Source organism: Allokutzneria albata (assembly GCF_900103775.1).
GTDB classification, from domain to species: domain Bacteria; phylum Actinomycetota; class Actinomycetes; order Mycobacteriales; family Pseudonocardiaceae; genus Allokutzneria; species Allokutzneria albata.
In genome coordinates this window covers 7361860-7385601 of record NZ_LT629701.1, presented here as the reverse complement: position 1 = coordinate 7385601, position 23742 = coordinate 7361860, and the positions used below count along the sequence as shown (strand labels likewise).

The window sequence follows — 23742 nt, the reverse complement described above, 5'->3', positions numbered from 1 at the left end:
CCCGGCCGCACTACTCCGGAGATCATCGCATGCATTCCAGAACGACCGCCGCTGTGCTCGCCCTGAGCCTGCTCGCACTCGGCACGCCCGCGATCGCGCAACCACTTCCAAACCCCGCTGTCAGTCCATCAAGGACAGTCACGCTCATCACCGGCGATCGCGTGCACGTGGACGCCGCCGGGGTTCCCGTGCACACCGAGGCCGCGCCGCAACGGACCGGGACCGCCTTCCGCGTCTGGTCGGAGAACGGCCACCACCACGTCGTTCCCGAGGACGCCGAGGCGCCGCTGGACGCGGGCCGGCTCGACCGCAGGCTTTTCGACGTCACCCTGCTGCTGGAGTTCGGCTACGACGACGCGAGCACGCCCGAGCTTCCCCTGCTGCTGACCAATGCCGCCGCATCGCGCTCGGCGACTCGGCCCGGCCTGGGCTTCTCGTCCTCGCGCACCAAGAAGACCGAGGCCGTGAAGAACTGGACCCGGCTCAGAGGTTCTGTCGGAGCGCGGTCGCTCACCGGCGCCGACAAGGTGTGGCTCAACGGAAAACTCAGGATGAGCCTGGACCGCGGCGTACCGCTGACCGGGGCGCCCGCCGCGTGGAAGGCCGGGCACACCGCCAAGGACGTCACCGTGGCGGTGCTCGACACCGGTGTCGACACCACGCACCCCGACCTGATGGGCGTGGTGGCCAAGGACTTCAGCAACTCCCCAGACGGCCCGAAGGACACCGACGGCCACGGCACGCACGTCGCCTCGATCGTCGCGGGCACCGGCGCGGCCAGCGGCGGCAAGTACGCGGGCATGACCAAGGGCGCCCGGCTGCTCGCGGGCAAGGTCGGTGAGCGCTCCGCCGACGAGGAAGCGGTCATCGCCGGGGTCGCGTGGGCGGCCGTGGAGAACAAGGCCAAGGTCATCAACATGAGCTTCGGCACCCCGCTGCCGCACGAGGGCCCGCTGGACGAGCTGATCACCAAGGTCACCAGGGAGCACGGCACGCTGTTCGTCGCCGCGGCCGGGAACACCGGTGCCGACGAGAAGGTCAGCTACCCCTCCACCGCCGACGAGGCGCTGTCGGTGGCCAACACCACCAAGCAGGACCGGCTCAGCAAGGAGTCCTCGCGCGGCCCGAGGTTCGGCGACCACGCGCTGAAGCCGGACATCTCCGCGCCCGGCAGCGACATCGTCGCGGCCAAGGCGGCGGGCACCTTCGGCGAGGGCAGCGGCCTTCCCGACCAGTACACGCTGATGAGCGGCACGTCGATGTCCGCGCCGCACGTCACGGGCGCCGCGGCGATCATCGCGGGCCTGCACCCCGACTGGAGCCCGGGGCGGATCAAGTCCGCGCTGATGAGCACGGCCCGTCCGGTGGCGGGAGCCACCGTCTACGGCCAGGGCAGCGGCATCGTCGACCTCGACCGCGCGATCCGGCAGCAGGTCACGGCCGAGCAGGGCAGCCTCTCCCTCGGCCACTTCACCTGGCCGCACACCGGTCAGAAACCGTCCACAAAGGACGTGACCTACCGCAACGACGCCGATCGGCCGATCACGCTCAAGCTCGACCTGTCCATCGCGGACGGAAAGGGCAAGCCCGGCGACAGCGGCCAGTTCCGGTTGAGCGCCAACGAGATCACTGTTCCGGCCAAGGGCTCGGCGAAGGTCTCGGTGACCGTCGACCCGACCCTCCGTCCTGGCCTCTACGGCGGCTGGCTGACGGCGACCGCGGACGACACGGTCGTGCGCACCTCGATCGGCGCGGACGTCGAGAACACGATGCGGATCCTGACCGTGAAGGCCACCGGCCGTGACGGCAAACCCGCTCGCCCCACGGTCAAGGTCACCGGCGGCACCGTCTCGCGGACCGTGCGGATCGACGCCAACGGCATCGGCACCGCGCGCCTGCCGGAAGGTGAATACCTCGTCAGCAGCACCCTCGCCGAGCACGGCCCGCGCGGCGAATACAAGTCCGACCCGGTGGCGCTCGTTCAACAGGTTGCACCGAAACTCAAGCTGGACAAGGACATCACGCTCGAAGCCGATGCACGCAAGGCGCAGCGGCAACAGGTCTCGCTGGACGACCCGTCGGTGAAGGTCGTCCGCCAGACGGTGTCCGCCCTGCTCGGCACGACGACGGAGGCCCTGACCTACGCCGACAGCGACACCCCGCTCTACCTGGGTTCACTCGGCGGCTCCGAGCAACGGTTCACCCACGTCACCCACCTCTCCGCTGTCCGTCCCGAGCTGACTGCGGAAGTTGTCGCGCCGCACCGCGTTCCGCTCTCCCTGACCTACGACGAGCAATCACCGAAGCTCGTCGGCGAGCACCGTCTCGACGTCGTGGACGGCAAGGGCGGCGGCGACCTGAAGGGCAAGCTCGCCCTGCTCACCCTGGACCCGAAGACCGAAGACACGGCCAAGGCGGTGAAGGCCGCTGCTGACGCGGGCGCCAAGGCGGCACTGGTGGTCCAGCCCGCGCGGCCGGTCTTCCAACCGCTTGCGCTGCCGACCTTCAACGCCGCCGAACATCGGCTCTCCCGCCTCGTCGAACTCCTCAAGGCCGGTCCGGTCGCGGTGAAACTGTTGTCCTCCAAGGACAATCCCGTCAGCTACGACATCGCGTTGACCGCGCGGTCGTCCATGGTGGACGGTGGGCGGCACGAGGTGCACAAGGACCAGCTGGCGCGCATCGACGCCCGCTACCGGCCCGACGGCAGCACCACGAGCGTGCGCCCGACGATGACCTACGCGCCCGACAGCGGCTTCCCCCGCCCGCAGGCGCAGGGCCTGTTCCGCCTCCCCGCTCCGGAGGTGGCCATCGGCAACGAGCGCACCGAGTACGTGAGCCCGGGTTGGTGGCTTCGCCGGCTGGGAACAGACAACGAGCCCGTTTCCGAGTCCGGCTACAGCCGCTTCGACGCGGGCCGGACCTACCGGCGCGACTGGAACGCCGCGGTGTTCGCGCCCGCGTTCGGCGCCGGAGCCGTGAACCGGATCGACGACAAGATCGGCGGCATGCTGTCGCTCGCGGCGCCTCGCCCGGCCGCGGAAGGTGCCCCGTCCTGGATCGGCTCGGCCCCGATGGAGGGCAGGACGACACTGCTCCTCGACGGGAAACCGCTGTTCAGCACCGATGCGACCAGTTTCGGCGGAGTGGTCCCGCCGCGGCAGGGGCGCTACGAGCTGCAGGTGCGCGGGACCAGGAAGAGCACGCTCACGACCTCGGTCGACGCGGCGTGGACGTTCCGCTCCGGGCCGGCACCGGACCAGACGGCGGTGGCGGTGCCGCTGCTGGCGGTGGACCCGAGGCTGCCGCTGGACCACGCGAACGCGGCACCGGCGGCGGCTCCGCTGCCGATCCAGGTCTTCGCCGCACGGCAACCCCAGGCTGCCGGACGGGCCACGGTCACCGAACTGCGCGTCGCGGTCAGCTACGACGAGGGCCGGACGTGGACCGACGTCCCGGTGCACCGGACCGGAGAGGCGTGGACGGGAATGCTGCCCGCGACGGGCAAGGCCGGCGGTTTCGGTTCGCTGCGCATCGAGGCGAAGGACTCCGAAGGCAACTCCGTACGCCAAACGGTGCTCCGCACGCACACGCTGAGCTGACTCTATTCATTTCGTGAAAGCGAGGTCCGGGGGCCGGGGTACTCTCGCCGAGTTCGGTTCACGGCGCGAGGGTGGGACACCGATGCCGAAAAACAATTCTCCGCGGGTTGCCCCGACCCGGAAAAACGGGTGATCCGATGCTGTCCCCGGTCGACAAGGCCAGCACCGCGGCGGAGCTGAGCGCGCGCCGCAGCGCCGACGACAACCTCGCCGAGGCCCGCGCCGCCATCGACGAGGGCCGGGCGTGGGAAGCACTGGAGTGGGCGGAGAAGGCGGCCGCGGGCTACGCGTGGCTCGGCGATCCGGTCGGCGTCGCCTACTCCGCGGTCGTGCAGGCGGTCACGCTGGCCAAGCGGGGGCTGTGGGCCCCGGCCCTGGACGCCCTCGCCGAGATCGAGCGGTTCGCCGTGCAGCGCAGGACGATCGAGCTGCAGGCGCGGATCAACCTGGCCCGCTCCTCGATCGAGGTCAAGGTGAACTCCACCGAACGGGCCCTGGCCACCCTGGCCAGGGCCCAGGGGTTCGCCGAGCTGTCCGGCGACGGCGGGCTGATGGGCGAGATGCTGCTGCACCAGGCGCAGATGGTGCGCTCGCAGTACTTCGGGCACTGCCTGACCAAGGTGCAGTCGCAGCGCTGCGGCGTCGAGGGCGACGCGTGCAAGCTCAAGCTGCTGCGCGCGGAGGAGCTGGCCAAGGCGGCGCGGGACAAGTGGAAGTCGCTGGACGACCCGGTCCGGCTGGCCAGGGTGAACATCATGATCGGCGACCTGCGCGCCGAACTGGGCGACAAGCTGCGGGCCCGCCGCTTCTGCGAGCGCGCGGGCTACCTGCTGCGCAACTCCGACCGGGTGATCGCGCAGGCGGAGCTGAAGATGCTGCGCGGCAGGCTCTACGGGATGGACCAGCGGCACGCCGAGCAGATCAAGTGCCTGGAAGCCGCCGCCGAGCTCGCCGAGAGCGCCCTGGCCAGGGAGTACACCGCGCGGGCGCACGAGCTGCTGAGCCAGGCGCACGAGAAGGCCGGGACGCTGGACCGCGCGCTCTACCACGCCCGCAAGCACCTGGAGCAGTACAAGCTGTGGGAGGCCCAGCAGGGCCGCGACCTGCTGCGCATCCGGGAGAACAACATCGTCGGGCACTGGCTGGCCGGGCTCGGCCTGCACACCGAGGACGGCCAGCAGGAGCAGCGGCCCAGGGAGTCCGGCATCTCGCCGACCCCGGTGGCCACCACCCCGGAACCCGATCCGCACGCCGAGGACCCGGTCCGGGTGGCGCTGCGGATGGGGCTGACGATGCGCCGGATCGAGATCCTGCAGCGCCTGGTCGAGGGCCAGTCGGCCACGATGATCGCCGAGGACCTCGGCCTGTCGCCGAGGACGGTGCAGAACCACCTGCAGCGGATCTACAAAACCCTTGGCGTGCAACGCCGGACCGGCGCCGTGGCGTGGTGGGCCGGACTCACCGCCCACCGCGCCCACGCCGTCGACGACTCCGGCTGACCGCCCAGCACCAGCCGGAGCGCGACGTCCAGGGCCCTAGCGGAGGGCGCCGCGGAGCAGGCCCAGGGAGATGGCCGTGGCCACCGCCGACGCCCGGTCCGGGACGCTGAGCTTGTTGAACACCCGGTGCAGGTGGGTCTTCACGGTCGCCTCGCTGATGAACAGGTTGCGGGCGATCTCGGCGTTGGTGTTGCCGGTGGCGACCTGCTCCAGGATCTGCAGCTCCCGGCTGGACAGCCGCTGCCGGGTCCGGCCGCCGCCGCGCACCTCGGAGGCCAGCATCGGCAGCAGCGAACGGGAGACCGGGGTCTGGCCGTCGGCCGCCTTGAGGATGCCGCTGAGGATCTCGCCGAGCACCGCGGTCTTGAGCAGGAACCCGTTGGCCCCCGCGTCCAGCGCGGCGCTGACGTAGTCGGTGTTGTCGCTGAGCACGAGCACCGCGAGGTTCGGGTACTCCCGCTGCAGCAGGCGCAGCAACGCGATCGCGTCCGGCCCGGCGACCTGCGGGTCCACCACGAGCACGTGGGCCTCGCACCTGGTCAGGCTGGCCAGTGCGTCGTTGACCCGGTAGAAGCGGCCGACAACGGAGACGCCCTGTTGCGCGGAGAGCAGCTGCGCCAGGCCCTCCACGGTCACCGGGTGGCGGTCGAGCAGGGCGACCCGGACGGGCCCGCGCCTGCGTTCGGCGGCGAGCATGCCTGGCGTGGGGGTCGCCGAGGAGGTGGCGGACCTGTGCGGCGGCCTGCAAACGGTCTGGATCTGTCTCATGACTCACTCCACGCCTACTCGGCGAAGCACTCCTGGATCGGCGCTGGGGGGCGCCGTGGTTGGTGCTGTGCGAGGCGAGGTGGCCCCTCACTCGTACCGCGGAGTCGCGCTGTCGGCTGTTCGGTCGAAGATGCGCTTCACCTGTGCGGTACAGAGGGCACTGTGGCCAATCACAAGGACCGGGGCAAGGAGGTCAAAATGCTCACCTTTGCCATCCTTCTACCCCCTGAAGTAGGTATTCCGGGGGACGTCGATGGTCGTTACTTGCCGGTACGCCGAGTACATCGAGCGAGTGTCGACAGTGCGGCCGAGAAGGAATTCATCTCGAACCTTAGCGCGGCGGGGCGCACTTTTAGTCGTTTGAGCACAGATACGACCGACCGGACGCACTCCTGCGGGACGATGTGCCCGGATTGGTTGGCTGTTACAACCAGCCTGTTGGCTCATCCCCGCTGAGGAGGCTCGCCTTGCGCGTGCTGTGCACCGTCACCGGTTCGCCGTCGCACACCCGTTCACTGGTCCCGATCACCCGCGCCCTCGCCGAGGCCGGGCACGAGGTCGTGGTCGCCGTGCCGGAGGACTTCGTCCAGCTCTTCGCCGGCGAGAGGGTCGCCACGGCCGGCGTGCTGCACGGAATGCGGCAGCAACTCAAGGAACTGGTCTCCGATCCCGACCGCCCGCTGCACCCGAGGTCCAACCCCGGGGACATGACGGTGATCATGCGGGCGATGGCGGGCCCGCTGGCCCGCGACTCCTACCGGCGCCTGCTCCCGGTCGCCGAGGAGTTCCGGCCGGACGTGGTGGTGCGCGACGACGCCGAGTTCGGCGCGGTGCTGCTCGCGGAGAAGCTGGGCATCCCGCACCTCTGCCTGCCGGGCGGGTTCGTCAACGCGGGCCTTCCCGACCTCGCCGAGGAAACGCTGCGCGAGCACGCTCCCGAAATCGACCTCGGAAGGGACTTCATCTACCGGTACGGGCGGATCGACTACGTAGCAACGGAATTCTCCTACACCGCCGCGGCGGCGCCGATCGCGAGCGCCTACCGGCAGCCGGTGCTGGTGCGCCCCGGCGAGCGGCTGCCCGGTGTGCTGGCCGACGCTCCCGCCGACCGGCCGCTGGTGCTCGCCGCGATCGGCACGGCGCTGCCCGCGGCGGTCGAGCTGGACCGGTCGAAGGTGGCCCTGCCGCCCTCCTTCGCCGAACTCAACCCCGGCAACCGGCTGCGCGTCGCGGTCGAAGCACTGTCCACTGTGGAGTGCACGGCGATCGTGGCCACCGGCGGCGTGCCGCTGCCCGGCATCCCGATCCCGCCGAACGTGCACCTGGTCGAGCACGTCCCGCAACCGCTCGTGCTGGAGTGCGCCGACCTGTTCCTCACCCACGGCGGCTACAACGGCATCCGCGAGGCGCTGCGGTCCGGGGTGCCGATGGTGGTCCAGCCCGCCTTCGGCGACCAGCCGTCCAACGCCGACCGCACCGTCGAACTGGGCCTGGGCCTGCGCATCCACGAGGGCTCGGTCGAGGAGGTGCGCGAGGCGTGCTCCAGGGTGCTGACCGAGCCCGGTTTCACCGCCCGCGCACGCCAGGCCAAGCGCGCCGTGCTCGCGCTGCCCGGCCTCGACCAGGCCGTCCTGGACGTGGAGGCGGTCGCGAAGGGCGCGTCGCTCAGCTCCGCTCGATGACCTCGAGCAGCCGGTGCAACGCGGGCAGTACCCGTTCGATGTCGGCGCGGTCCGCCTCGGCCAGCCGGGCGGCGGCGGCGCTGATGATCTGCCTGCGCTGGTCCTGGTAGTCGGAGATCGTGGTGCGGCCGTCCTCGGTGAGGGCGAGCCGCACCACCCGCCGGTTGCCCGGATCCCGTTCGCGCAGCAGCAGTCCGGCCTCCGCGAGGTCGCCGACCAGGGTGCTGACCGTGTTGGCCGCCGCGCAGAGCACCGTCGCGACCTCCTTGACGCTGATCCCCGGCTGGCGGCCCACCGCGAGCAGCAGCTCGACCTTGGCGTTGGACAGCGCCGAGTCGCCCGCGGCGCGCGCCGACGCGCGGCGCAGGGCCCGCTGCAACCGGCCCACGGTGCAGCTGAGGTCCACGGCATGGGAAAGGGGGGTCACGGTCTGAATCATCCTCAACTACTCTGTCACAGAGCTAATTGTTTCGAAGCCTACTGGGGGATGGATGCGGGACAGTAACGGCAGGATCAAGCTGGTGCTCATCCTCGGCGGCCTCAGTGCCTTCGGCCCCCTGTGCCTGGACATGTACCTGCCCGCCTTCCCCGAGATCGCCGACAAGCTCGGCGCGAGCCAGTCGCAGGTCCAGCTCACGCTGACCGCATGCATGATCGGCCTCGCGGCGGGCCAGCTGGTGATCGGGCCGCTGAGCGACATGTGGGGCCGCAAGCGCCCGCTGCTGTTCGGCGTCGGCCTGTTCGCGCTGGCCTCCCTGGCGTGCGTGTTCACCACCGACGTCGCCAGCTTCACCGTGGTCCGCTTCGTGCAGGGCTTCGCGGGCGCGGCCGGGATCGTCGTGGCGAGGGCCGTCGTGCGGGACCTTTACTCCGGCGCGGAGGCCGCGAAGTTCTTCTCCACACTGATGCTGGTCTTCGGCCTCGCCCCGATCCTGGCCCCGGTGCTCGGCGGCGAGGTCACCGCGGCGGCGGGCTGGCGCGGTGTCTTCGTGACGCTGTCGATCTTCGGCGCGCTGCTGCTGCTCGTGGTCGCGCTCGGCCTGCCCGAGTCCCTGCCCGCGGAGCGCCGCAACACCGGCGGCCTGCGCGCCGTCGGCCGCGCCGCGCGCACCCTCTTCGGCGACCGCCTGTTCATCGGCCTCTCGCTGACCAGCGCGTTCGCCGGGGCGGCGCTGTTCGCCTACATCTCCGGCTCGCCGTTCGTGATCCAGGACATCCACAACGCCTCGCCCCAGCTGTTCAGCATCATCTTCGGCGTCAACGCGCTGGGCTTCGTCCTCGTCGGACAGCTCAACGGCAGGCTGGTCGGCCGGTTCGGCGCGCGCCGCCTGCTCGGCATCGGCATCACGGTGAACGTCGTCTCCGCGCTCGCGCTCCTGCTCACCACGGTGATCGGCACACTGGGCCTCGTCGGCCTGCTGATCCCGCTGTTCACCCTGGTCGCCAGCATCGGCATGATCAGCCCGAACGCGCTGGCCCTCGGCATGGCCGACCACCCGGAGATCGCCGGCAGCGCCAGCGCCCTGCTCGGCATGGTCCAGTTCCTGGTCGCCGCGGTGACCGCCCCGCTGGTCGGCCTCGGCGGCGGGGGCACCGCACTGCCGATGGCCATCACCATCGCCACCGTCTCCACGCTCGCGGTCCTCGCCCTGACCGTCATCGCCCGCCGCCGCGCCCCCGCCGACCTCCCCCTCCCCGCCTGACCCCTCCGCCGTTACGCACCGAATGAGTCATTGAGGTACTCGAACGCACCGAACGAGTCATTCGGTGCGTTGGGCGTCCTCAATGACTCATTCAGGACAACCCGGCGGCACTGACCCACGCGGCGAGGTCGCGTTGGGCCGCGGTCAGATCGGCCACGGGCACGCGGGCGTTGACGACCAGCGCCACGTGCACCCCGGCGCCCGCGTCGACCACCAGCTTGCGAGCGACCGAAGAGCCCTCCTCGTTCTGCACGCGCACCACGGCGTCCGAAGTGGACAGTCCTGAGTGGACGCCGAACGAGGCGGCGACGGAGGAGTTCGCCGGGTCGAAGGTGCGCGGGAGGTGCAGCTCGGTGGCGCCGCTCGCACCACCGCGCCAGGCGAGGATGCCGAACTGCCGGTTCTCCACCACCTTGGCCAGCGCCGGGTACTGGGCGGGGACCTTCATCCACCGCACGGACGGCGCCTTGGAGCCGGCGAAGCCGTCCTTGGCCATGTCCTCGTAGGCGAACGCGAGGGTGTCGCCTGCGACAGCGCTCGGGTACATCCGGTCCAGCACACGCTGGTCGACGCGGAAGCGGACCGCGCCGCCGGCGTCGGTGTCGACCACGGAGTGGTCCTCGTCGTTCCAGGCGTCGCCCGCGGTCAGCACCTTGTCGGGGTTGCCGTTCATCAGTTCGCGGTGCTTGCCGTTGTAGATGTCCCACTGCCACTGGGTCGCGGACATCACCGCGCCCGCGGCGATCGGCCGCGCCCACCAGCTGTCGTTGCCGGCGCCGCGGTCGAGGCCCTGATAGGCGCTCTTGAGGATCATCGGCGCCTTCTCCGCGGACCAGCCGGTCATGCGGTGCCCGAACTCGCTCAGGAAGCTCGTGGTGCCCAGTTGGGCCGCGCGATCGCGGATCTCGTTGGTCTGGTTGGCGTATCCGCCGTCTCCGGGCTTCGTCGGATCGACGGAGAGGCGCAACGTGTCGTAGAAGTGGGCGTTGAACACGTAGCGCGGCCCCATGGTCCCGATGGTGCCGAACCCACCGCGCCGGAGCCCGACGATGGCCAGGTTCCAGTTCACCAACGGCTCGGCGTACAGCGGCTTGTCCTGCCACCCTGCGGTGTCCATCCGCGCGCGAACCCGTTGGTAGAACGGCCAGATCAGCTCCTTCTCCCGGTCCGCGGAGGAGATCGACCCTTCGCCGTCCGCGGGCTCGTTGAACGGGTCGAGCCCGAGGATCAGGCCGAACTCCCTGGTGGGCAAAGAGTTCCGCAGATGACGCATGGTCGCGGCGGCCTGGTCGAGGAACGCGTCCTGCATGCCGATGAGCCCAGCGGGCGTCTCCAGCTTGCGGTTGAGCCAGAAATCGCGGAACGCGGAGCGGACGGCGTCGTTCTGCCACTGGTTCTGGCCCCACGTCACGCAGGCGACGCAGTGCTCCTTGGGGTACTTGCCCGCTTCGATCACCCACTTCGGGGCGCCGTTGCCGGTGTACCAGCTGTCCTTGTCGAAGAGGTCGCGGGAGAACAGGTCCTGGTGGAAGTCGACCAGCACGTGCACGCCGCGCCGGGTGAACTCGCGGATCTGCGCCGCCGCGCGGTCGAGGTAGGCCGTGTCGACGGTGTTCGGCGCGGGCTGCACGCCGTCCCACCCGACGAGGAAGCGGATCGCGTTGGCCCCAGTCAGATCGCGCATCGCGGTCGCGGAACGCGCGGCGTCGGCCACGGAGGCGAACGGCAGCCTGCCGTGCTCGTTGAGCTTGGTGGTCCCGGAGACGTTGAAGCCGCGCAGCACCACCTCACGGCCGAGCCGATCGCGGAAGATCTGCACCGTCTTCCCGCCGACCGACTTGGTGCCCACGGTGACCGTGCCCCCGTCGGCGGGAGCCGCCGAGACCGGGGCGCCGAAGACGAGCAACGCCAGAACGACCGTGACCGCGAACACCCTCATACATGAGAAAGTTCCACATTTTTGGGTCTCAACGGTACCCACACCCGAGTGAACCCGTCGTCAGGTACGGCGCCCCGCGTTCAGGCGGGGATGGCGGCGGTGAGCAGGTCGGCGCCGTTGTGCTGGACGACGTGGAGTTCGCCCGCGCTCCGACCGGCGATCACCGCCACGGCACCGACGTGGTCGCGCGGAGCCTGGAGGTCGGCCATGCGCATCTCCGCCGGGTAGCGGTCCGCGCCGGGCTCGTCGCCGGGCCAGCCGAGCAGGCGCGGCGCGTCGGCCGGGCCGGTGAGCACGACCTTGGGCAGCGCCACCATGAAGCCGACGCCGACCGCCTTGACCACGGCCTCCTTGCGGGTCCACATGCGCAGGAACGGCTCGGAGCCGCCGCCCGCCCTGGTGATGCCCGCGATCTCGTCCGAGCCGAACACCACGCCGAGGTCCTGCAGCGGCGAACGCCGCGACGACGGTTCCACGTCGAGCCCGACCGGGCCGTCGACGGAGGCGGCCACGCCGACCAGCTCCCCGGCGTGGGTGACTGACAGGTTCGGCGCGCCGGGCAGCGGGGAGGTCACCGGGCCGTGCGGGCCCTCGCAGCGCGAGCAGTGCCGCTCCAGCGGGACGTCGGCGGCGGCGATGCCCAGCTCACGGGCGACGATCGCCCGGGACAGCGAGGCGCCGAGGAGGAACCGCTGCTTGTCGTCGTCCTTGAGGTAGCGGGACCAGCGCTCGCGTTCCTCGTCGTTGAGCCAGGCCAGCATCGGCTCCAGGGGCACCGAGCCCAGCTCGACCCACCACACGTCCGCCTTGGGCACCTCAGCCGTCCTCTCGCAACGCGGTGATGTGTTCCGGCAGCCGCTCCCAGACCTCGGGCACGTAGAAGTGCCCGCCCGGCAACCGGTCGATCCGCAGGTCACTGGTGACGATCTTGCTCCAGCCGCGCACGGCTTCCTCGTCGACCTCGTCCAGCTCGCCGTAGAGCACCTGCGTGGGCACCTCGATCCGGTGCGCCGGGTCGGGGACGAGGCTGTGCATCGCGACGACGTCCCCGCGCAGGATCGACACGGCCATCTCGCGCAGCTCCGGGTGCTCGAGCACCTCGTCGGGCACCTGCCCCTTCTGCCTCATCCACTCGACGTACTGCTCGTCGGAGTCCGTCGGCCTGATCGAATAGGCCAGCGTGGACGACGGTGAGCGGGTCGCGGACAGCACCAGCGCGGCAGGCGCGAGGCCCGCCGAGGCGAGCCCCGCCGCGACGGCACCGCCCATGCTGTGCCCGAACAGGACGTAGGGGCGACCCGCGGCGGCCTCCTCGACGCCCAGCGCGACGTCGTCGAGCAGCTGGTCCCACAGCGGCGGCATCGGCTCACCGGTCCGGCGCTCCCGGCCGGGGTAGCAGACCAGCGCGAGTTCGACGTCGTCCGGGACGTGCCCGGCCCAGCCGCGGAACGGCGCGGTGCCACCGCCCGCGTAGCTCAGGCAGATCAGCGCACGACGCGCGTCCGGCCGGGGTCGGGGCCGCACCACTCGGTTCTTCATCACCGTTGAGGTCACTCGATCAGCACAGGGGTGTCAAGTGGGCTTCGAAACAGCTCAGCGCGCCGCCGGACGGGTCGAGGCGATCGCCCAGCCACCGACGCCGAGCATCGCGACGACCTCGCAGAGCGCCAGCACGCGTTCGATCACGCCGAGCGGCAGCACCTGCCACCACGCGCCGCCCACCGCGGAGGCGTGGACCAGCACGTAGACGACGGGTGCGAAGGACAGCACGGCCAGCACGCCGAGCACGCGGGTGCGCCGCGCGTGCCCGCTCCACCGCTCGTCGCGCAGCCAGCGGCGGGCGATGAGCAGCACGGCCACGGGCAGGCTGAGGAACGCCACGAGGCTGCCGGCGCGATGGATGTCACCGCTGAGACTGGGCCCGACGGCCCAGTTGTGCTTGGGGAAGAGCACGACCACGGTCAGCCCCGCGCTCCACAGGCCGAGCATGACCGCGGCCGCCGACCGGGACCGGACCAGCCCGCCGCGCACCAGGGCGGCCAGGATCGCCAGCGAACCGGCCGCGAGGAGCAGCAGAGCGAGGTCGAACAGCACGCGGTTGGGGCCGAGCGCGTGCTCGCTGATGGTGCGCCGAACCGGGTTGATCATGCCGATGGCCGGGACCAGGTCCAGCACGGCGATGATCGCCACCGTGGTCAGCACCGCGACGGTGCCGCCGATCGCGAGTGCGCGCGCGACGGCGCCGTGGCGGATCGTCGCGACCGGGGTGGGTTCAGGGGTGAGCACGGCGCCTCCTCAGCACGTCGTCCCCAATGACAACCGGTGACCCGTGAAATACCGGTTACCTTCCGCCTGAGGGACTTCTGTCGCTTGACAAGACATAAGTCGGTGCGGCTAGGTATGCGAGTGCCCAAAGTCGTGCAGTTCTGCGCTCCGCGTTCGGTCGGGCTCGTCGACGAGCCCGGCGCACCACTGGCGTCCGGACAGGTCCGGGTTCGCACGCTGTACTCCGGGATCTCCGCGGGGACGGAGCTGACGGCCTACCGCGGCTCCAACCCGTACCTGAGCAAGCAGTGGGACGCCGAGCGCAGGTTGTTCGTCGACGGCACCCCGTCCTTCGGCTATCCCGTCGCGGGCTGGGGTTACCAGGAGGTCGGCGTGGTCACCGCGACCACGGTCCCGGATCTCGAAGTGGGACAACGGGTCTGGGGCATCTGGGGACACCGCTCGGAGGCGGTGGTGGACGCGGCGAAGCTGGCCGGGCAAGTGCTGCCCGACTCGGTGCCGCCGGTCGCCGGGGTGTTCGCGCGGCTCGGCGCGATCGCGCTGAACGCGGTGTTGGACGCGGACATCCACCTCGGCGAGGACGTCGCGGTGTTCGGCCAGGGCGTGCTCGGGTTGCTCACCACGCGGCTGGCGGCGCTCAACGGGGCACGGGTGATCGCCGTGGACGCGATCCCGCGCCGCCTGGCGCTCGCCGCGGAGCAGGGCGCGGTGCTCACCCTGCACGCGCTCGAGGACGCGGTGGCGGAACGGATCGCCGACCACACGCACGGCCGCGGCGCGGACACCTGCATCGAGATCAGCGGCTCGGCCAAGGCTCTGCACGAGGCGATCAGGTCCGTCGGCGTCGCCGGACGCGTGGTCGCCTCCGGCTTCTACCAAGGGGACGCGGTCGGACTCCGGCTCGGCGAGGAGTTCCACCACAACCGCGTCCGGCTGGTGGCGTCGCAGATCGGCGGGGTGAACCCCGAGCTGTCGCAGCGGTGGTCGGTCGAACGGCTGCAGCGCACGTTCATGGAACTCGTCGCCGCGGGCACGCTCGACCCGCTGCCCCTGGTGTCCCACGTGATGTGCGCCTCCGACGTCGCGAAGGCGTTCTCGGAGATCGACGAACGGCCCGCCGAGACCCTGCAGGTCGTCCTGGACTTCGCCGGCGTGGAAGGGGAATGACCGTGTTTCTGTCCTGCCAGGAACAGCTGCTGCCCGGCTCCACCCTGCTGGCCAAGTGGGACTTCGCGCGGCGCGCCGGGTTCGGCGCGATCGAGTTGCGGGGCAAGGGCGATTTCGAGTTCCGCGAGCGGCTTCCCGAGCTGCGCCAGGCGAAGGCCGCCGGGGTGGTGATGCCGACGGTGTGCGTGGAGATGACGCACTTCATCGGTGACTTCGACGCGGGGCGGCGGCGGGACGCGATCGCGAACATGGCCAGCCAGCTGTCCGTGATCGCCGAACTCGAAGGCGTCGGCGCGATGACCCCGGCGTCGTGGGGGATGTTCTCCTACCGGCTGCCCCCCTTCGTCCCGCCGCGCAGTCCGCAGGAGGACCGCCGCGTGCTCGTCGACGCGCTCGGCGAACTCGGGGAGCACGCCAAGCGCGAAGGCGTGGTCCTGTTGCTGGAGCCGCTGAACCGCTACGAGGACCACATGGTCAACCGGCTGGACCAGGCGGTCGATCTGATCAAGGCGACGGGGACGGCGGGCGTGCGCGTCGGCGCGGACACCTACCACATGAACATCGAGGAGGCCTCGCCGATGGAGGCGCTCCGCCGCGCCGCGCCGTGGCTGGGACACGTCCAGGTCAGCGACTCCAACAGGCTGGAGCCCGGCGCGGGACACCTCGACTGGTGGCAGCTGACCTCGACGCTGAAGGAGATCGGCTACACCGGCTCGCTCGCGATGGAGTGCAGGCTGAGCGGCCCGCCGGAGGACGTCCTCCCCAAGGTGCCCCCGCTGTTCCACTGAGCGCGGGCGGTACATGCATCGACGCATGTATACCCTGGCCGCATGCGGAGAACGGCGGCCGAGGCCGCGGCGACGAGGTCGGACCTGCTGGACGCGGGCCTGCGGGTCTTCGCCGAGTCCGGCTTCGCCGAGTCGTCGCTGGCCGACATCGCGAAGGCGGCGGGCGTGACGCGCGGCGCGGCTTACCACCACTTCAAGGACAAGGCCGAGCTGTACCTGGCGGTGGTGTCGGAGAAGTGGCCCGTCGCCGCCGCTCCGATCTGGGAACCGCTGTCCGCCGAGGGCCCCGCGGAGGAGCGGCTGCGCGAGCACCTGCGGCGGTACTTCGTCGCGTTGGAGCGCAACGACACCATGCGGGCGCTCTTGAGCGTGACGATCTACAAGTCCGGCAACGCGCCCGGCCTGGAGCTGAAGCGCGACGTCATGCGCGACTGGGTGAGCCAGATCGCCGACGTGCTCGCGGCGTCTGAGGGTTTGCGTGGTGACGCTTCCGTTGTCGCGTACGGGATCGTGTCGACGGTGAGTGGGGTGACGAGCATGTGGCTGGCCGATCCGGACAGCTTGTCGCTCGCTGATCACGCGGACGATCTCGCTGATTTTGCCTTGGCGTCTTTGGGGTGATGCGTCCGGCGGGGCGTTGTTCCAGCAGGGGGTCGGCTTGACCTGGGGCCCCTTGCGCGTGCCGAGGGCCTGCCGGGCGGGCACGGTCGGGAACCGGCCCTCGCCGACGAGCGTATGGCACGCGTACCCCAGGTAAAGCCGACCGTCCCAGCCTTACCTCGCGCAAGCTGGAACCGGCATTCGTTTGCTGAAACCGTTGGAGCACAAGGGAAAGTTCACCCCGCAGAGCCATGATCCACTATTTGCAGACGCCAAAATAGGAGTATGGCCCCTGCCGATATCGAAGACGACGTCGCAGCCAACGGCATCTGGAAGCGCATCCTCACCGACCCCGCCACCGGGATGGCCGAACACATCACCACCTACCGACCCACCCCAGCCCAACGGGAACTCATCGACGCCCGCTACCCGACCTGCACCAGGGTCGGCTGCAACCAACCCGCCCACCGCTGCGATCTGGACCACTGCTGTCTCTTCGACGGCACCAACACCACCATCGCCAACCTGCGACCGAAATGCCGCCACCAGCACCGGATGAAGACCCACTCCAACTGGTCCTGCGAGAACCGGCCGGACGGAGCGCACGCGTGGACCACACCGAGTGGCAAGGTGATCGAGACCGAACTCGAACCCATCGCCGAGCCCGCGCCGTTCTAGCCTCGGCTCAGCGGGCGACCACGCGCATGGGCAGCGAGCGAGGTCGAGGGACGATCGCAAGAACCTCACGAACCGGGCCGCACGACCGGAGAGACCACCGCGCGGCGATCGTGGCGACGGTGATCATCATCTCCGCCCAGGCGAAGTGCTCGCCGACGCACTTGTGGACGCCGAAGTTGAAGGGCGAGAACGCATCCGGCACGGAGCGGTCCGGATCGAAGTGCAACGGCGACGGGTACAGCGACGGGTCGCGGTGCAACGCGTAGGGGCTGTACGCAAGCTCCACACCGCGCGGAAACTCGACCCCACCAAGGGAAACGGTTTGAGTTGTCCGTAGTGTGAAGAGCAGAGTCGGGTGCAACCGCAATGCCTCAGTGACAACGCGACGCGTGTACTCCAAGCGCCCCAACGCCTCCATGGTCACTGGGGCACCTCCGAGGACGGAGCGGGCCTCGGCGTGCAGCCGTTGCTCGACGGACGGATGCCGAGCCAGCTCGTGGAAGACCCACGCCAAGGTCGAACTGGGGGTCTCGGTGCCGGCCATGAGCAGCGACACGACCTCATCGCAGATCTGCTCATCGGACATGTCCGCGGCGACGAGCATGGCCAGCAGATCGGACCCGTCCCCGGGCGAAGCGCGATAGGCGGTGATCAACTCGCCGACGAGCCGGCGCAGGCGGTCGGCGGCGGCGTCGAAGCGCGGGTGGACGGGGGTGACCATGCGCAGCGCGATGCCTTTCATGATCACGGGCATCAGGCGGTGGATCTCCGCGGCGGCGGAGCGGCCGATGTCGCGGGAAGTCAGGGCGTTGACGACGATCTTCAGCATCAGGTCGCTCATAGCCCGGTCGACCGCCACGACCCGCCCGTGCTCCCAGGAGTCGACGAGTGCCCGGGCCTGAGCGGCCATCATCTCCAAGTACGACTCGACGTGGGCGCGGTGGAAGAGCGGCTGCACGAGCCGTCGCTGGCGGAGGTGCAGCGCGCCGTCGGAGGTGGCCAGGCCGTTGCCGAACAAGGTCCGCGCCCGCTCGTAGATCCGGCCGCGCGAGAAGCCCGGCGTGGTCAGCGCCTGGCGGTGAAGGCGAGGCGCGGTGATGAAGTAGACCGGCTTCGGGCCCAGGTCGACGCGCACGATGTCGCCGCTTCCCCGCAACGCCACGAGGAACTCCAGCGGACCGCGGGCCAGCGCGCCGAGGTGCCCGATGCCGGGGAGGCGGCCGGGAGCGACCGGCACCGAACGAAGATCAGCCATCGCAGAGAACATCGTCGAAGGTCCCCCGAATCCGGGGCAGATCGAGGTCGTACCTCCGGGTCTGCCCGATCCACACCAGGTTCGCGTACGCGTACGCCCGCAGCTGCCGGGTCAGCACCAGCGCCGACGCGACGGCCTCCGGGCCGAGCCCGAGTTCCTCGGCCAGCCAGGGTAATTCCGCTTCGATGCCGAGGAAGAGGCGCTGCCGCTCCTTCGCCCGCTCCACGACGCGGCTCACGGCGACCTCGGTCGAGCACTCCTCACCGGCCGACACCACGAGCACGGTGTTGCACAGCTGCCCGTCCGCGATGTCCTTCTCCAGGCCGTAGACGTCGTTGTGCCACGCGGTGATGTCGGCGAAGCAGCTCACGAGCTCGCGGAACATCCGATGGCCGCGCAGCACCGCCGGTATGTCCAAGGAGGACAGGGCTTCGAGCACGTCGGCCTGGAAGATCATGGCTATCGTGTGCCTGCGCAGCCCGAGGAACGTCGCGGCGTCGGGGATGTCGCCCTTGGCGTGGAAGCGGTTCTGGAACCGGACCGCGTCGAGGTAGTCGAGGAAGTTCCGCGTCACCCTGCGCCGCGCGGCGGGCGACATGCCCGCGACGAGCGAAGGCCAGAACTCGGCCAGCCCTCTGATCACAGGATCGGTACGGGGGACCGCACCGCCGCCGAGGATCGTCCGGGCGGAGCGGATGACGGAGCGCATCCGCGCGTCCCGGTCGCCCCAGTCGTAGTTGTCGTACTGGTCGTCGGCGAGTGATCCCCAGCAGAACCACTTCATGCCCAGCACGAGCGCGGGCAGGTCCAGCTCCGGTGTCGCGATCCCGTGGTAGAGCCCGAACCGGAAGGACCGGAGGTGCTGCTCCTGGGCCTGGCTGGTCAGGAAGCCGATGCGCCACAGCCACGCGACGACCTCGTCCTCCGCGCGCTCGGCCAGCGGGTTGACCGGCGGGGTCGACGGCTCGGTGAAGCCGGGGACCAACGCGGACAAGCCGAGCTTCGGCATCGCGCCACCTCCGCCGTTCGCTTACTCCATTCGGCGCAGCGGACGCTACAACAGAGTTGCCAAACTGGAAACAGTCTTCACATGCGACCTCTCCAGCGCGCCAACCGGCGCCCGGCGAGCACGACCGCACCCGCGAGAAAGGTCACGACGCACGCCACGACAGCCGTCTGCAGCGCGCCGGGCCACACGGCCAGGGTCAGCGTCCACAGCACGAGCAGCAGCGTTCCCAGCGCGAACAAGCCGACTGCCAGCAACAACAGCTTCCGCGCGCGCACGAGCCGGACGAGTCCCGGCCGCACCACGGCGGGCACCTTGGACACGAAACGCCACACCACGGCCGCCAGGACGGCGAGCAGGACCACGCCGAAGAGCGCGTATCCGGACCCGGGCCGGGGCAGCCCGCCGATCACCAGCGCCAGGCTGCCGACCCCCTGCAGGACCACCAGGCGCCACAGCACGTCCCACAGAACAGGTTCGGCGTCGGGGACAACCGGCTCCGGCTCGGGCTCGGGCGCTCCGCGCCGCACCCTCGCCAGCTCCTCGCGGAGGTGCTCGCTGCCGGGATTGAGCTGCACCGCGGTCAGCAGGGCCTGCTCGGCCACGTCCCACCGGTGCGCGCGGGAGGCGATCTCACCGAGCACTTCGAAGGGGCGCGACTCCGTCGGCGCGAGTTCGGACGCGCGGTGAGCGGCTATCAAGGCCCGTTTGGCGTCGTCCTCGGAGTGGCGCACCCGCTCCACCGCACCCGAACCGATCAGGGCCTCCGCCAGCGCGATGTGGCAGCGCCATTCGAACGGGTCCGCGCGGACCGCGCTGTCGGCAGCGGCCACGGCCTCCGCCGAGCGGCCGAGCTGGGTGAGCGCGCAGGCGGCCAGCCGGTGCGGCCCCTCCTTGCCGGAGCCGAGGATCACCGCGTGCTGGGCCGACTCCAACGCCTTCTTCGGTTGGTCGTCGGCGAGGTAGGCGGCGGAGAGCGCGCACCAGGCGTCCACGTCGGTCGGGGTCTGCGCGACCACCGGGCGGAGCAGCCGGACGGCCTTGGCCGCCTTGCCCGACCGGCACAGCTCGGCCGCCTGCTGCATGGCCATGGCTACCGGGTCGTCGGCCATCCGTGCGTCCTTCCGGGCAGTGGGGCTCGCACGACCAGTCTGGCACGCCCGGTGATCACTACGATCGCCGGTGAGCGAGGAGGACGCGTGAGGGTTCTCATGATCACCGCAGGCAGCCGGGGCGATGTGCAGCCCTACGCAGCGCTCGCGGTGGCGTTGAAGAACGCCGGGCACGAGCCGGTCCTGGCGGCGGCCACTCGTTCGGGCGAGGTCTTCGCGGGGCTCGGCTTCCCGTTCGTCGAGCTGGACGAGGGACCGATGGCGCTCACCGAGACGGTGGCGCAGGAGAGCAAGCTCGCGCTCTACCGCAAGGCCATGGGCATGCTGGGGCGGATGTTCGACGACGCGTGGGCCGTCGCGGCCGACGGCGCGGACATCGTCGTGCACCACCCGGGAGCGCTGGTCGGAGCGCACATCGCCGAGCGACTGGGCGTCCCCGCCGTCGTCGGCGCGCTGACCCCGCTGTACGTGCCGACCCGGGCTTTCCCGTTGCCGCTGGCGCCGCCGTGGCTTCCCGCCGCGGTCAACCGCGCGAGCTACCGGGTCGTCGGCCTGATCGGCCTGCCGTTCCGGAAAACGCTCATGCGGTGGCGTGCGGACCGACTCGGGCTGCCGCCCGGCAAGGGGCGCCAGGACCTGGTGCTGCACGCGATCAGCGAGCACGTCGTTCCCCCACCGCCGGACTGGCCCGCGACCGCGCTCAGCACCGGCTACTGGTTCCTGGAGTCGACGGAGGAGCCGGAACTCCCGGAGATCACCGGCACCACTGTCTACATCGGATTCGGCAGCATGACCGGAGCCGATCCCGCGCGCACCACCGCGACGGTGCTGGAGGCCGTCCGGTTGGCCGGTGTCCGCGCGATCCTCGCGCGCGGCTGGGGCGGGCTGACCGCGACCGACCTGCCGGAGAACGTGACCATGATCGACCACGTTCCGCACGAACGGCTCTTCCCGATGGTGGATGCCGTTGTGCACCACGGCGGAGCTGGAACCGTGGCCGCTGCGGCCGCCGCCGGACGCCCGCAGGTCCTGTGCCCGTTCCTGGCCGACCAGCCGTACTGGGGCCGCAGGATGCACGAGCTCGGTGTGGCCCCGCCTCCGCTCCCCGAGCGCGCGCTGGACGCCGGAGAGCTGGCTGCCTCGATCAAGGAGGCGCTGAGCAGGTCGGCGGAAGCCGCGCGGCTGGGCGCCTTGGTGCGCGCGGAAAACGGTGTCGGCAAAGCGGTTCGCGCACTGGAACGACTCTGTCCTACTTCCGGACGATGACCGGGGGCAGCGCGGGCACTACGGTCGGCTAGGCCGTCGCAGGTACTCCGACCCTAGGAGATCCAGCGATGAAGCGTGCCCTCATCCCGGTGACGGCGGTGCTCCTGCTCGGCATGGCCCCGGTCGCGGACGCGGCCCCGGTAACCTCGTTATCCGCTCTGCAGAGCGCGATCGACCGGGCTCAGCCCGGTGAGCGCGTCGTTCTCGCCGCAGGTCGTTACGAAGCGAAGCAGCCGATCCGGATCAGCCGCAAGTCCGGTGTCACGATCGCCGCCGCCTCGGTCGGTGGTGCCGAGATCTACGGTGCGAGCGGCTTCACCTTCGACTCCTCGGAGCGAGTCACCCTCGAAGGGTTCAGGTTCACGCACACCGCGACGCTGTCCGTTCCGGCCAACTCGCACCACATCCGGTTGAGCCGCAACGTTTTCCAGTTGCGGTCCGAGGCGGGCAAGCACTGGGTGAACGTGGACGGCGACGACGTCGAGGTGGACCGCAACACCTTCACCGGCAAGAGCACCCAGGGCGTCTACCTGTCGATCTTCGGGCCCAGCAGCGGCATGGCGCAGCGGACCCACGTCCACCGCAACTACTTCCACAACCACAGCTTCTCCGGCTCCAACGGCGGGGAGTCGATCCGGCTCGGGGTCAGCTCGAAGCAGCGCTTCTCCGCGCGCGCGGTGATCGAGAACAACCTCTTCGAGAAGGCCAACGGCGATCCTGAGGCGATCTCGGTGAAGTCGTCGGACAACGTGGTGCGCAACAACACCATTCGCGACAGCAAGGGCCAGATCACGCTGCGGCACGGCAACCGCACCCGCGTCGAGGGCAACATCATGCTGGGCGGGGCCTCCGGCATCCGCTTCTACGGCAACGACCACGTGATCGTGAACAACGTGGTGAACGGCAGCACCGGCAACGGGATCACGGTCGGCAGCGGCACCGTCATCGACGACACCAGCAGCACCGGCAACGACCGGCCGGACCGGGTCCTGGTCGCCTTCAACACCGTCTCCGGCACGGCGACCGCCATCGCGGGCGAGAACCGGACCTACGGGCCGGACTCGTGCGTGATCTCGAACAACGTGCTCACCGGCAGCGGGCAGCTCGTGCGGCAGACGCAGTTCTCGAAGTTCCGCTGGGAGGGCAATGTGCTCTGGGGCGGCACCCCGGGCAACATCCCCTCGGGCGGCTACCGGCAGGTGGACCCGAAGGTGTCCGGAGAACTGCGCCGCCCGGCCGCGGACAGCCCGGTGCTGAACGCCTCGGTCGGCTCCTACCCCGCAGTCGAACTGGACCTCGACGGGCAGCGGCGGGACGACCGCAAGGACGTCGGGGCCGACGAGCGCGGCGGTCAGCGGGTCCCGCTCACCTCCGCCGACGTGGGCCCGGGAGCCCCGGCCGAGTGACGTGAGCGAACGGCGCAATCCTGGTTGCGCCGTTCAGCCGCTGGTCAGCGCGTTGACGATCTCCGAGGCTGCACGCGGTGCTCAGCCGATCGGCTGAACAGGCTCAAGCGCCGCGTCATGCCCGGCCGCCTCCTGGGTCCCACTCCCGCATCGGGAACGGACGGACCAGGTCTGGAGGTCGGGGAACGTGGTTGTCCGGAAGGAGTGGATCGTGGGCTGCCGCGATGTCGCGGGCCGGCGACGGTCGTTGACGGTGCTGGTGAACCAGGGACAGGTCGTGGTGATCTCGCCGCCGGGCGAGGCGGCCGTGCTCGCCCCCCTGGAGGTCGGTGAACTGCGGTCGGCGCTGCGGCAGGCGGCGATGGCGGCGGTGGGCGCCGAACTGTGAGCGAGCGTGCAGGAGAACAGGCGTCGGAGCTGACCGTACGGAGCGGGACGGTCAGCGACGCCATGACGGTGCTCGGACTCTTCGACGACGCGGTGCGCTGGTTGACGGCCAAGGGGCAGACCGGCCAGTGGGGCACCACCCCGTTCTCGGAGAGTCCGAAGCGCGTCCTGCAGGTCGAGCGGTGGTGCGACTCCGGCGGGTTGCGCATCGCCGAGCGGTACGGGGAGGCGGTCGGCGCCATGGTGCTGCTGCCGGAAGCCCCGGCCTACGTGCCGGTCTCCGACGAACCCGAGCTGTACGTGGTCGGCCTGGTCTCTGGGCGGCAGGCCGCGGCGCGCGGCGCGGGTCGGACACTGCTGGAGACGGCACGGCAAGAAGCGGTGGCGGCGGGGGTGTCCCGGCTGCGGGTCGACTGCTGGGCAGGCGGTGACGGCGCGCTCGTGGACTTCTACGTCTCGGCGGGTTTCACCAGGCTGCACGGATTCGAGGTCGGGGACTGGCCGGGCCAGGTCCTCGAACTGCGCCTGCGCCGCCACCGTTGACGGGGCCGGCACGTTGGTCCCCTGCTTCCTGCGTGCCGGCCCCTCGGCTCTTCCT

At 70.5% G+C, this 23742-nt stretch carries 21 protein-coding genes; 12 read left to right on the top strand and 9 right to left on the bottom strand.

All coding sequences use genetic code 11. The features are described from left to right. The first annotated feature begins 29 nt into the window (after positions 1-29). Complete coding sequence (locus BLT28_RS33925; RefSeq protein WP_081899927.1) at positions 30-3602, top strand: S8 family peptidase; 3573 nt, start codon at positions 30-32, stop codon at positions 3600-3602. Positions 3603-3739: 137 nt separating this feature from the next. Then, complete coding sequence (locus tag BLT28_RS33920) at positions 3740-5101, top strand: response regulator transcription factor (RefSeq protein WP_030426574.1); 1362 nt, start codon at positions 3740-3742, stop codon at positions 5099-5101. A gap of 36 nt (positions 5102-5137) precedes the next feature. Here the strand turns inward: BLT28_RS33920 and BLT28_RS33915 are convergent, their stop codons facing one another. After that, complete coding sequence (locus BLT28_RS33915; protein ID WP_081899928.1) at positions 5138-5869, bottom strand: LuxR C-terminal-related transcriptional regulator; 732 nt, start codon at positions 5867-5869, stop codon at positions 5138-5140. 473 nt (positions 5870-6342) lie between these two features. Here BLT28_RS33915 and BLT28_RS33910 point away from each other — a divergent pair, with 473 nt between their 5' ends. Next, a complete protein-coding gene (locus BLT28_RS33910; protein WP_081899929.1) occupies positions 6343-7551 on the top strand; it encodes a glycosyltransferase in 1209 nt (402 codons plus the stop codon). Here BLT28_RS33910 and BLT28_RS33905 read toward each other — a convergent pair. Beyond that, on the bottom strand, positions 7535-7978 hold the full coding sequence (locus tag BLT28_RS33905) for a MarR family winged helix-turn-helix transcriptional regulator (RefSeq protein WP_030426577.1): 444 nt from the start codon (positions 7976-7978) through the stop codon (positions 7535-7537). The two genes, BLT28_RS33910 and BLT28_RS33905, sit on opposite strands and share 17 nt — an antisense overlap. 64 nt (positions 7979-8042) lie before the next feature. Here BLT28_RS33905 and BLT28_RS33900 point away from each other — a divergent pair, with 64 nt between their 5' ends. Then, positions 8043-9254: a Bcr/CflA family multidrug efflux MFS transporter gene (locus BLT28_RS33900; protein WP_052406715.1), complete on the top strand. Its 1212-nt coding sequence runs from the start codon at positions 8043-8045 to the stop codon at positions 9252-9254. 91 nt (positions 9255-9345) lie between these two features. Here BLT28_RS33900 and BLT28_RS33895 read toward each other — a convergent pair whose 3' ends face one another. The 4 genes from BLT28_RS33895 to BLT28_RS33880 all read right to left on the bottom strand — a co-directional run bounded on the left by BLT28_RS33895 (position 9346) and on the right by BLT28_RS33880 (position 13479). Beyond that, the gene (locus BLT28_RS33895) at positions 9346-11193 is read right to left on the bottom strand and encodes a cellulase family glycosylhydrolase (RefSeq protein ID WP_043810053.1); all 1848 of its coding nucleotides are present in this window, start codon (positions 11191-11193) and stop codon (positions 9346-9348) included. A gap of 80 nt (positions 11194-11273) precedes the next feature. After that, positions 11274-12008 (bottom strand): 4'-phosphopantetheinyl transferase family protein, encoded by a 735-nt coding sequence (locus BLT28_RS33890; RefSeq protein ID WP_052406716.1) that lies wholly within the window; start codon positions 12006-12008, stop codon positions 11274-11276. A 1-nt stretch (position 12009) separates the two neighbouring features. Then, positions 12010-12732, bottom strand: coding sequence for a thioesterase II family protein (locus tag BLT28_RS33885; RefSeq protein WP_030426581.1), 723 nt, complete (start codon positions 12730-12732; stop codon positions 12010-12012). 54 nt (positions 12733-12786) lie between these two features. Further along, entirely contained in the window at positions 12787-13479 is a 693-nt protein-coding gene (locus tag BLT28_RS33880) for a DUF998 domain-containing protein (RefSeq protein WP_231950515.1), read from the bottom strand. A gap of 120 nt (positions 13480-13599) precedes the next feature. On the opposite strand from BLT28_RS33880, the gene BLT28_RS33875 reads away from it, so the two are divergent. The 4 genes from BLT28_RS33875 to BLT28_RS33860 all read left to right on the top strand — a co-directional run bounded on the left by BLT28_RS33875 (position 13600) and on the right by BLT28_RS33860 (position 16712). Next, the gene (locus BLT28_RS33875; RefSeq protein WP_030426583.1) at positions 13600-14646 is read left to right on the top strand and encodes a zinc-binding dehydrogenase; all 1047 of its coding nucleotides are present in this window, start codon (positions 13600-13602) and stop codon (positions 14644-14646) included. Next, positions 14643-15434 (top strand): sugar phosphate isomerase/epimerase family protein, encoded by a 792-nt coding sequence (locus BLT28_RS33870; RefSeq protein ID WP_030426584.1) that lies wholly within the window; start codon positions 14643-14645, stop codon positions 15432-15434. Before BLT28_RS33875 ends, BLT28_RS33870 begins: the two co-directional genes overlap by 4 nt. A 42-nt stretch (positions 15435-15476) precedes the next feature. After that, complete coding sequence (locus BLT28_RS33865) at positions 15477-16055, top strand: TetR/AcrR family transcriptional regulator (protein ID WP_052406718.1); 579 nt, start codon at positions 15477-15479, stop codon at positions 16053-16055. A 264-nt stretch (positions 16056-16319) separates the two neighbouring features. Further along, positions 16320-16712, top strand: coding sequence for an HNH endonuclease signature motif containing protein (locus BLT28_RS33860; RefSeq protein ID WP_052406719.1), 393 nt, complete (start codon positions 16320-16322; stop codon positions 16710-16712). Between the two features lie 7 nt (positions 16713-16719). On the opposite strand, the gene BLT28_RS33855 is transcribed toward BLT28_RS33860, so the two are convergent. The 3 genes from BLT28_RS33855 to BLT28_RS33845 form a co-directional block, all read right to left on the bottom strand. Then, positions 16720-17967 carry a cytochrome P450 gene (locus BLT28_RS33855; RefSeq protein ID WP_030426587.1) on the bottom strand — a complete coding sequence of 416 codons (1248 nt, stop codon included), beginning with the start codon at positions 17965-17967 and terminating at the stop codon, positions 16720-16722. Next, complete coding sequence (locus BLT28_RS33850) at positions 17960-18976, bottom strand: terpene synthase family protein (protein WP_030426588.1); 1017 nt, start codon at positions 18974-18976, stop codon at positions 17960-17962. Before BLT28_RS33850 ends, BLT28_RS33855 begins: the two co-directional genes overlap by 8 nt. Before the next feature lie 77 nt (positions 18977-19053). Continuing rightward, the gene (locus tag BLT28_RS33845) at positions 19054-20085 is read right to left on the bottom strand and encodes a tetratricopeptide repeat protein (RefSeq protein WP_030426589.1); all 1032 of its coding nucleotides are present in this window, start codon (positions 20083-20085) and stop codon (positions 19054-19056) included. Between the two features lie 87 nt (positions 20086-20172). Between BLT28_RS33845 and BLT28_RS33840 the strand changes: the two genes are divergently transcribed. The 4 genes from BLT28_RS33840 (at position 20173) to BLT28_RS33825 (ending at position 23687) form a co-directional block, all read left to right on the top strand. Further along, positions 20173-21351: a glycosyltransferase gene (locus BLT28_RS33840; protein ID WP_030426590.1), complete on the top strand. Its 1179-nt coding sequence runs from the start codon at positions 20173-20175 to the stop codon at positions 21349-21351. 68 nt (positions 21352-21419) lie between these two features. Further along, on the top strand, positions 21420-22757 hold the full coding sequence (locus BLT28_RS33835) for a polysaccharide lyase 6 family protein (RefSeq protein WP_030426591.1): 1338 nt from the start codon (positions 21420-21422) through the stop codon (positions 22755-22757). A 187-nt stretch (positions 22758-22944) separates the two neighbouring features. Next, positions 22945-23145 (top strand): hypothetical protein, encoded by a 201-nt coding sequence (locus tag BLT28_RS33830; RefSeq protein WP_030426592.1) that lies wholly within the window; start codon positions 22945-22947, stop codon positions 23143-23145. Continuing rightward, complete coding sequence (locus tag BLT28_RS33825; RefSeq protein WP_043810054.1) at positions 23142-23687, top strand: GNAT family N-acetyltransferase; 546 nt, start codon at positions 23142-23144, stop codon at positions 23685-23687. Before BLT28_RS33830 ends, BLT28_RS33825 begins: the two co-directional genes overlap by 4 nt. Positions 23688-23742: the final 55 nt, after the last annotated feature.

What these genes read in the sequence shown, in the direction of transcription:
- BLT28_RS33925 (WP_081899927.1), top strand. Translation starts at nt 30, where the DNA reads ATGCATTCCAGAACGACCGCCGCTGTGCTCGCCCTGAGCCTGCTCGCA.
- BLT28_RS33920 (WP_030426574.1), top strand. Translation starts at nt 3,740, where the DNA reads ATGCTGTCCCCGGTCGACAAGGCCAGCACCGCGGCGGAGCTGAGCGCG.
- BLT28_RS33915 (WP_081899928.1), bottom strand. Translation starts at nt 5,869, where the DNA reads ATGAGACAGATCCAGACCGTTTGCAGGCCGCCGCACAGGTCCGCCACC.
- BLT28_RS33900 (WP_052406715.1), top strand. Translation starts at nt 8,043, where the DNA reads ATGCGGGACAGTAACGGCAGGATCAAGCTGGTGCTCATCCTCGGCGGC.
- BLT28_RS33895 (WP_043810053.1), bottom strand. Translation starts at nt 11,193, where the DNA reads ATGAGGGTGTTCGCGGTCACGGTCGTTCTGGCGTTGCTCGTCTTCGGC.
- BLT28_RS33885 (WP_030426581.1), bottom strand. Translation starts at nt 12,732, where the DNA reads ATGAAGAACCGAGTGGTGCGGCCCCGACCCCGGCCGGACGCGCGTCGT.
- BLT28_RS33870 (WP_030426584.1), top strand. Translation starts at nt 14,643, where the DNA reads ATGACCGTGTTTCTGTCCTGCCAGGAACAGCTGCTGCCCGGCTCCACC.
- BLT28_RS33865 (WP_052406718.1), top strand. Translation starts at nt 15,477, where the DNA reads ATGCGGAGAACGGCGGCCGAGGCCGCGGCGACGAGGTCGGACCTGCTG.
- BLT28_RS33860 (WP_052406719.1), top strand. Translation starts at nt 16,320, where the DNA reads ATGGCCCCTGCCGATATCGAAGACGACGTCGCAGCCAACGGCATCTGG.
- BLT28_RS33855 (WP_030426587.1), bottom strand. Translation starts at nt 17,967, where the DNA reads ATGGCTGATCTTCGTTCGGTGCCGGTCGCTCCCGGCCGCCTCCCCGGC.
- BLT28_RS33850 (WP_030426588.1), bottom strand. Translation starts at nt 18,976, where the DNA reads ATGCCGAAGCTCGGCTTGTCCGCGTTGGTCCCCGGCTTCACCGAGCCG.
- BLT28_RS33845 (WP_030426589.1), bottom strand. Translation starts at nt 20,085, where the DNA reads ATGGCCGACGACCCGGTAGCCATGGCCATGCAGCAGGCGGCCGAGCTG.
- BLT28_RS33835 (WP_030426591.1), top strand. Translation starts at nt 21,420, where the DNA reads ATGAAGCGTGCCCTCATCCCGGTGACGGCGGTGCTCCTGCTCGGCATG.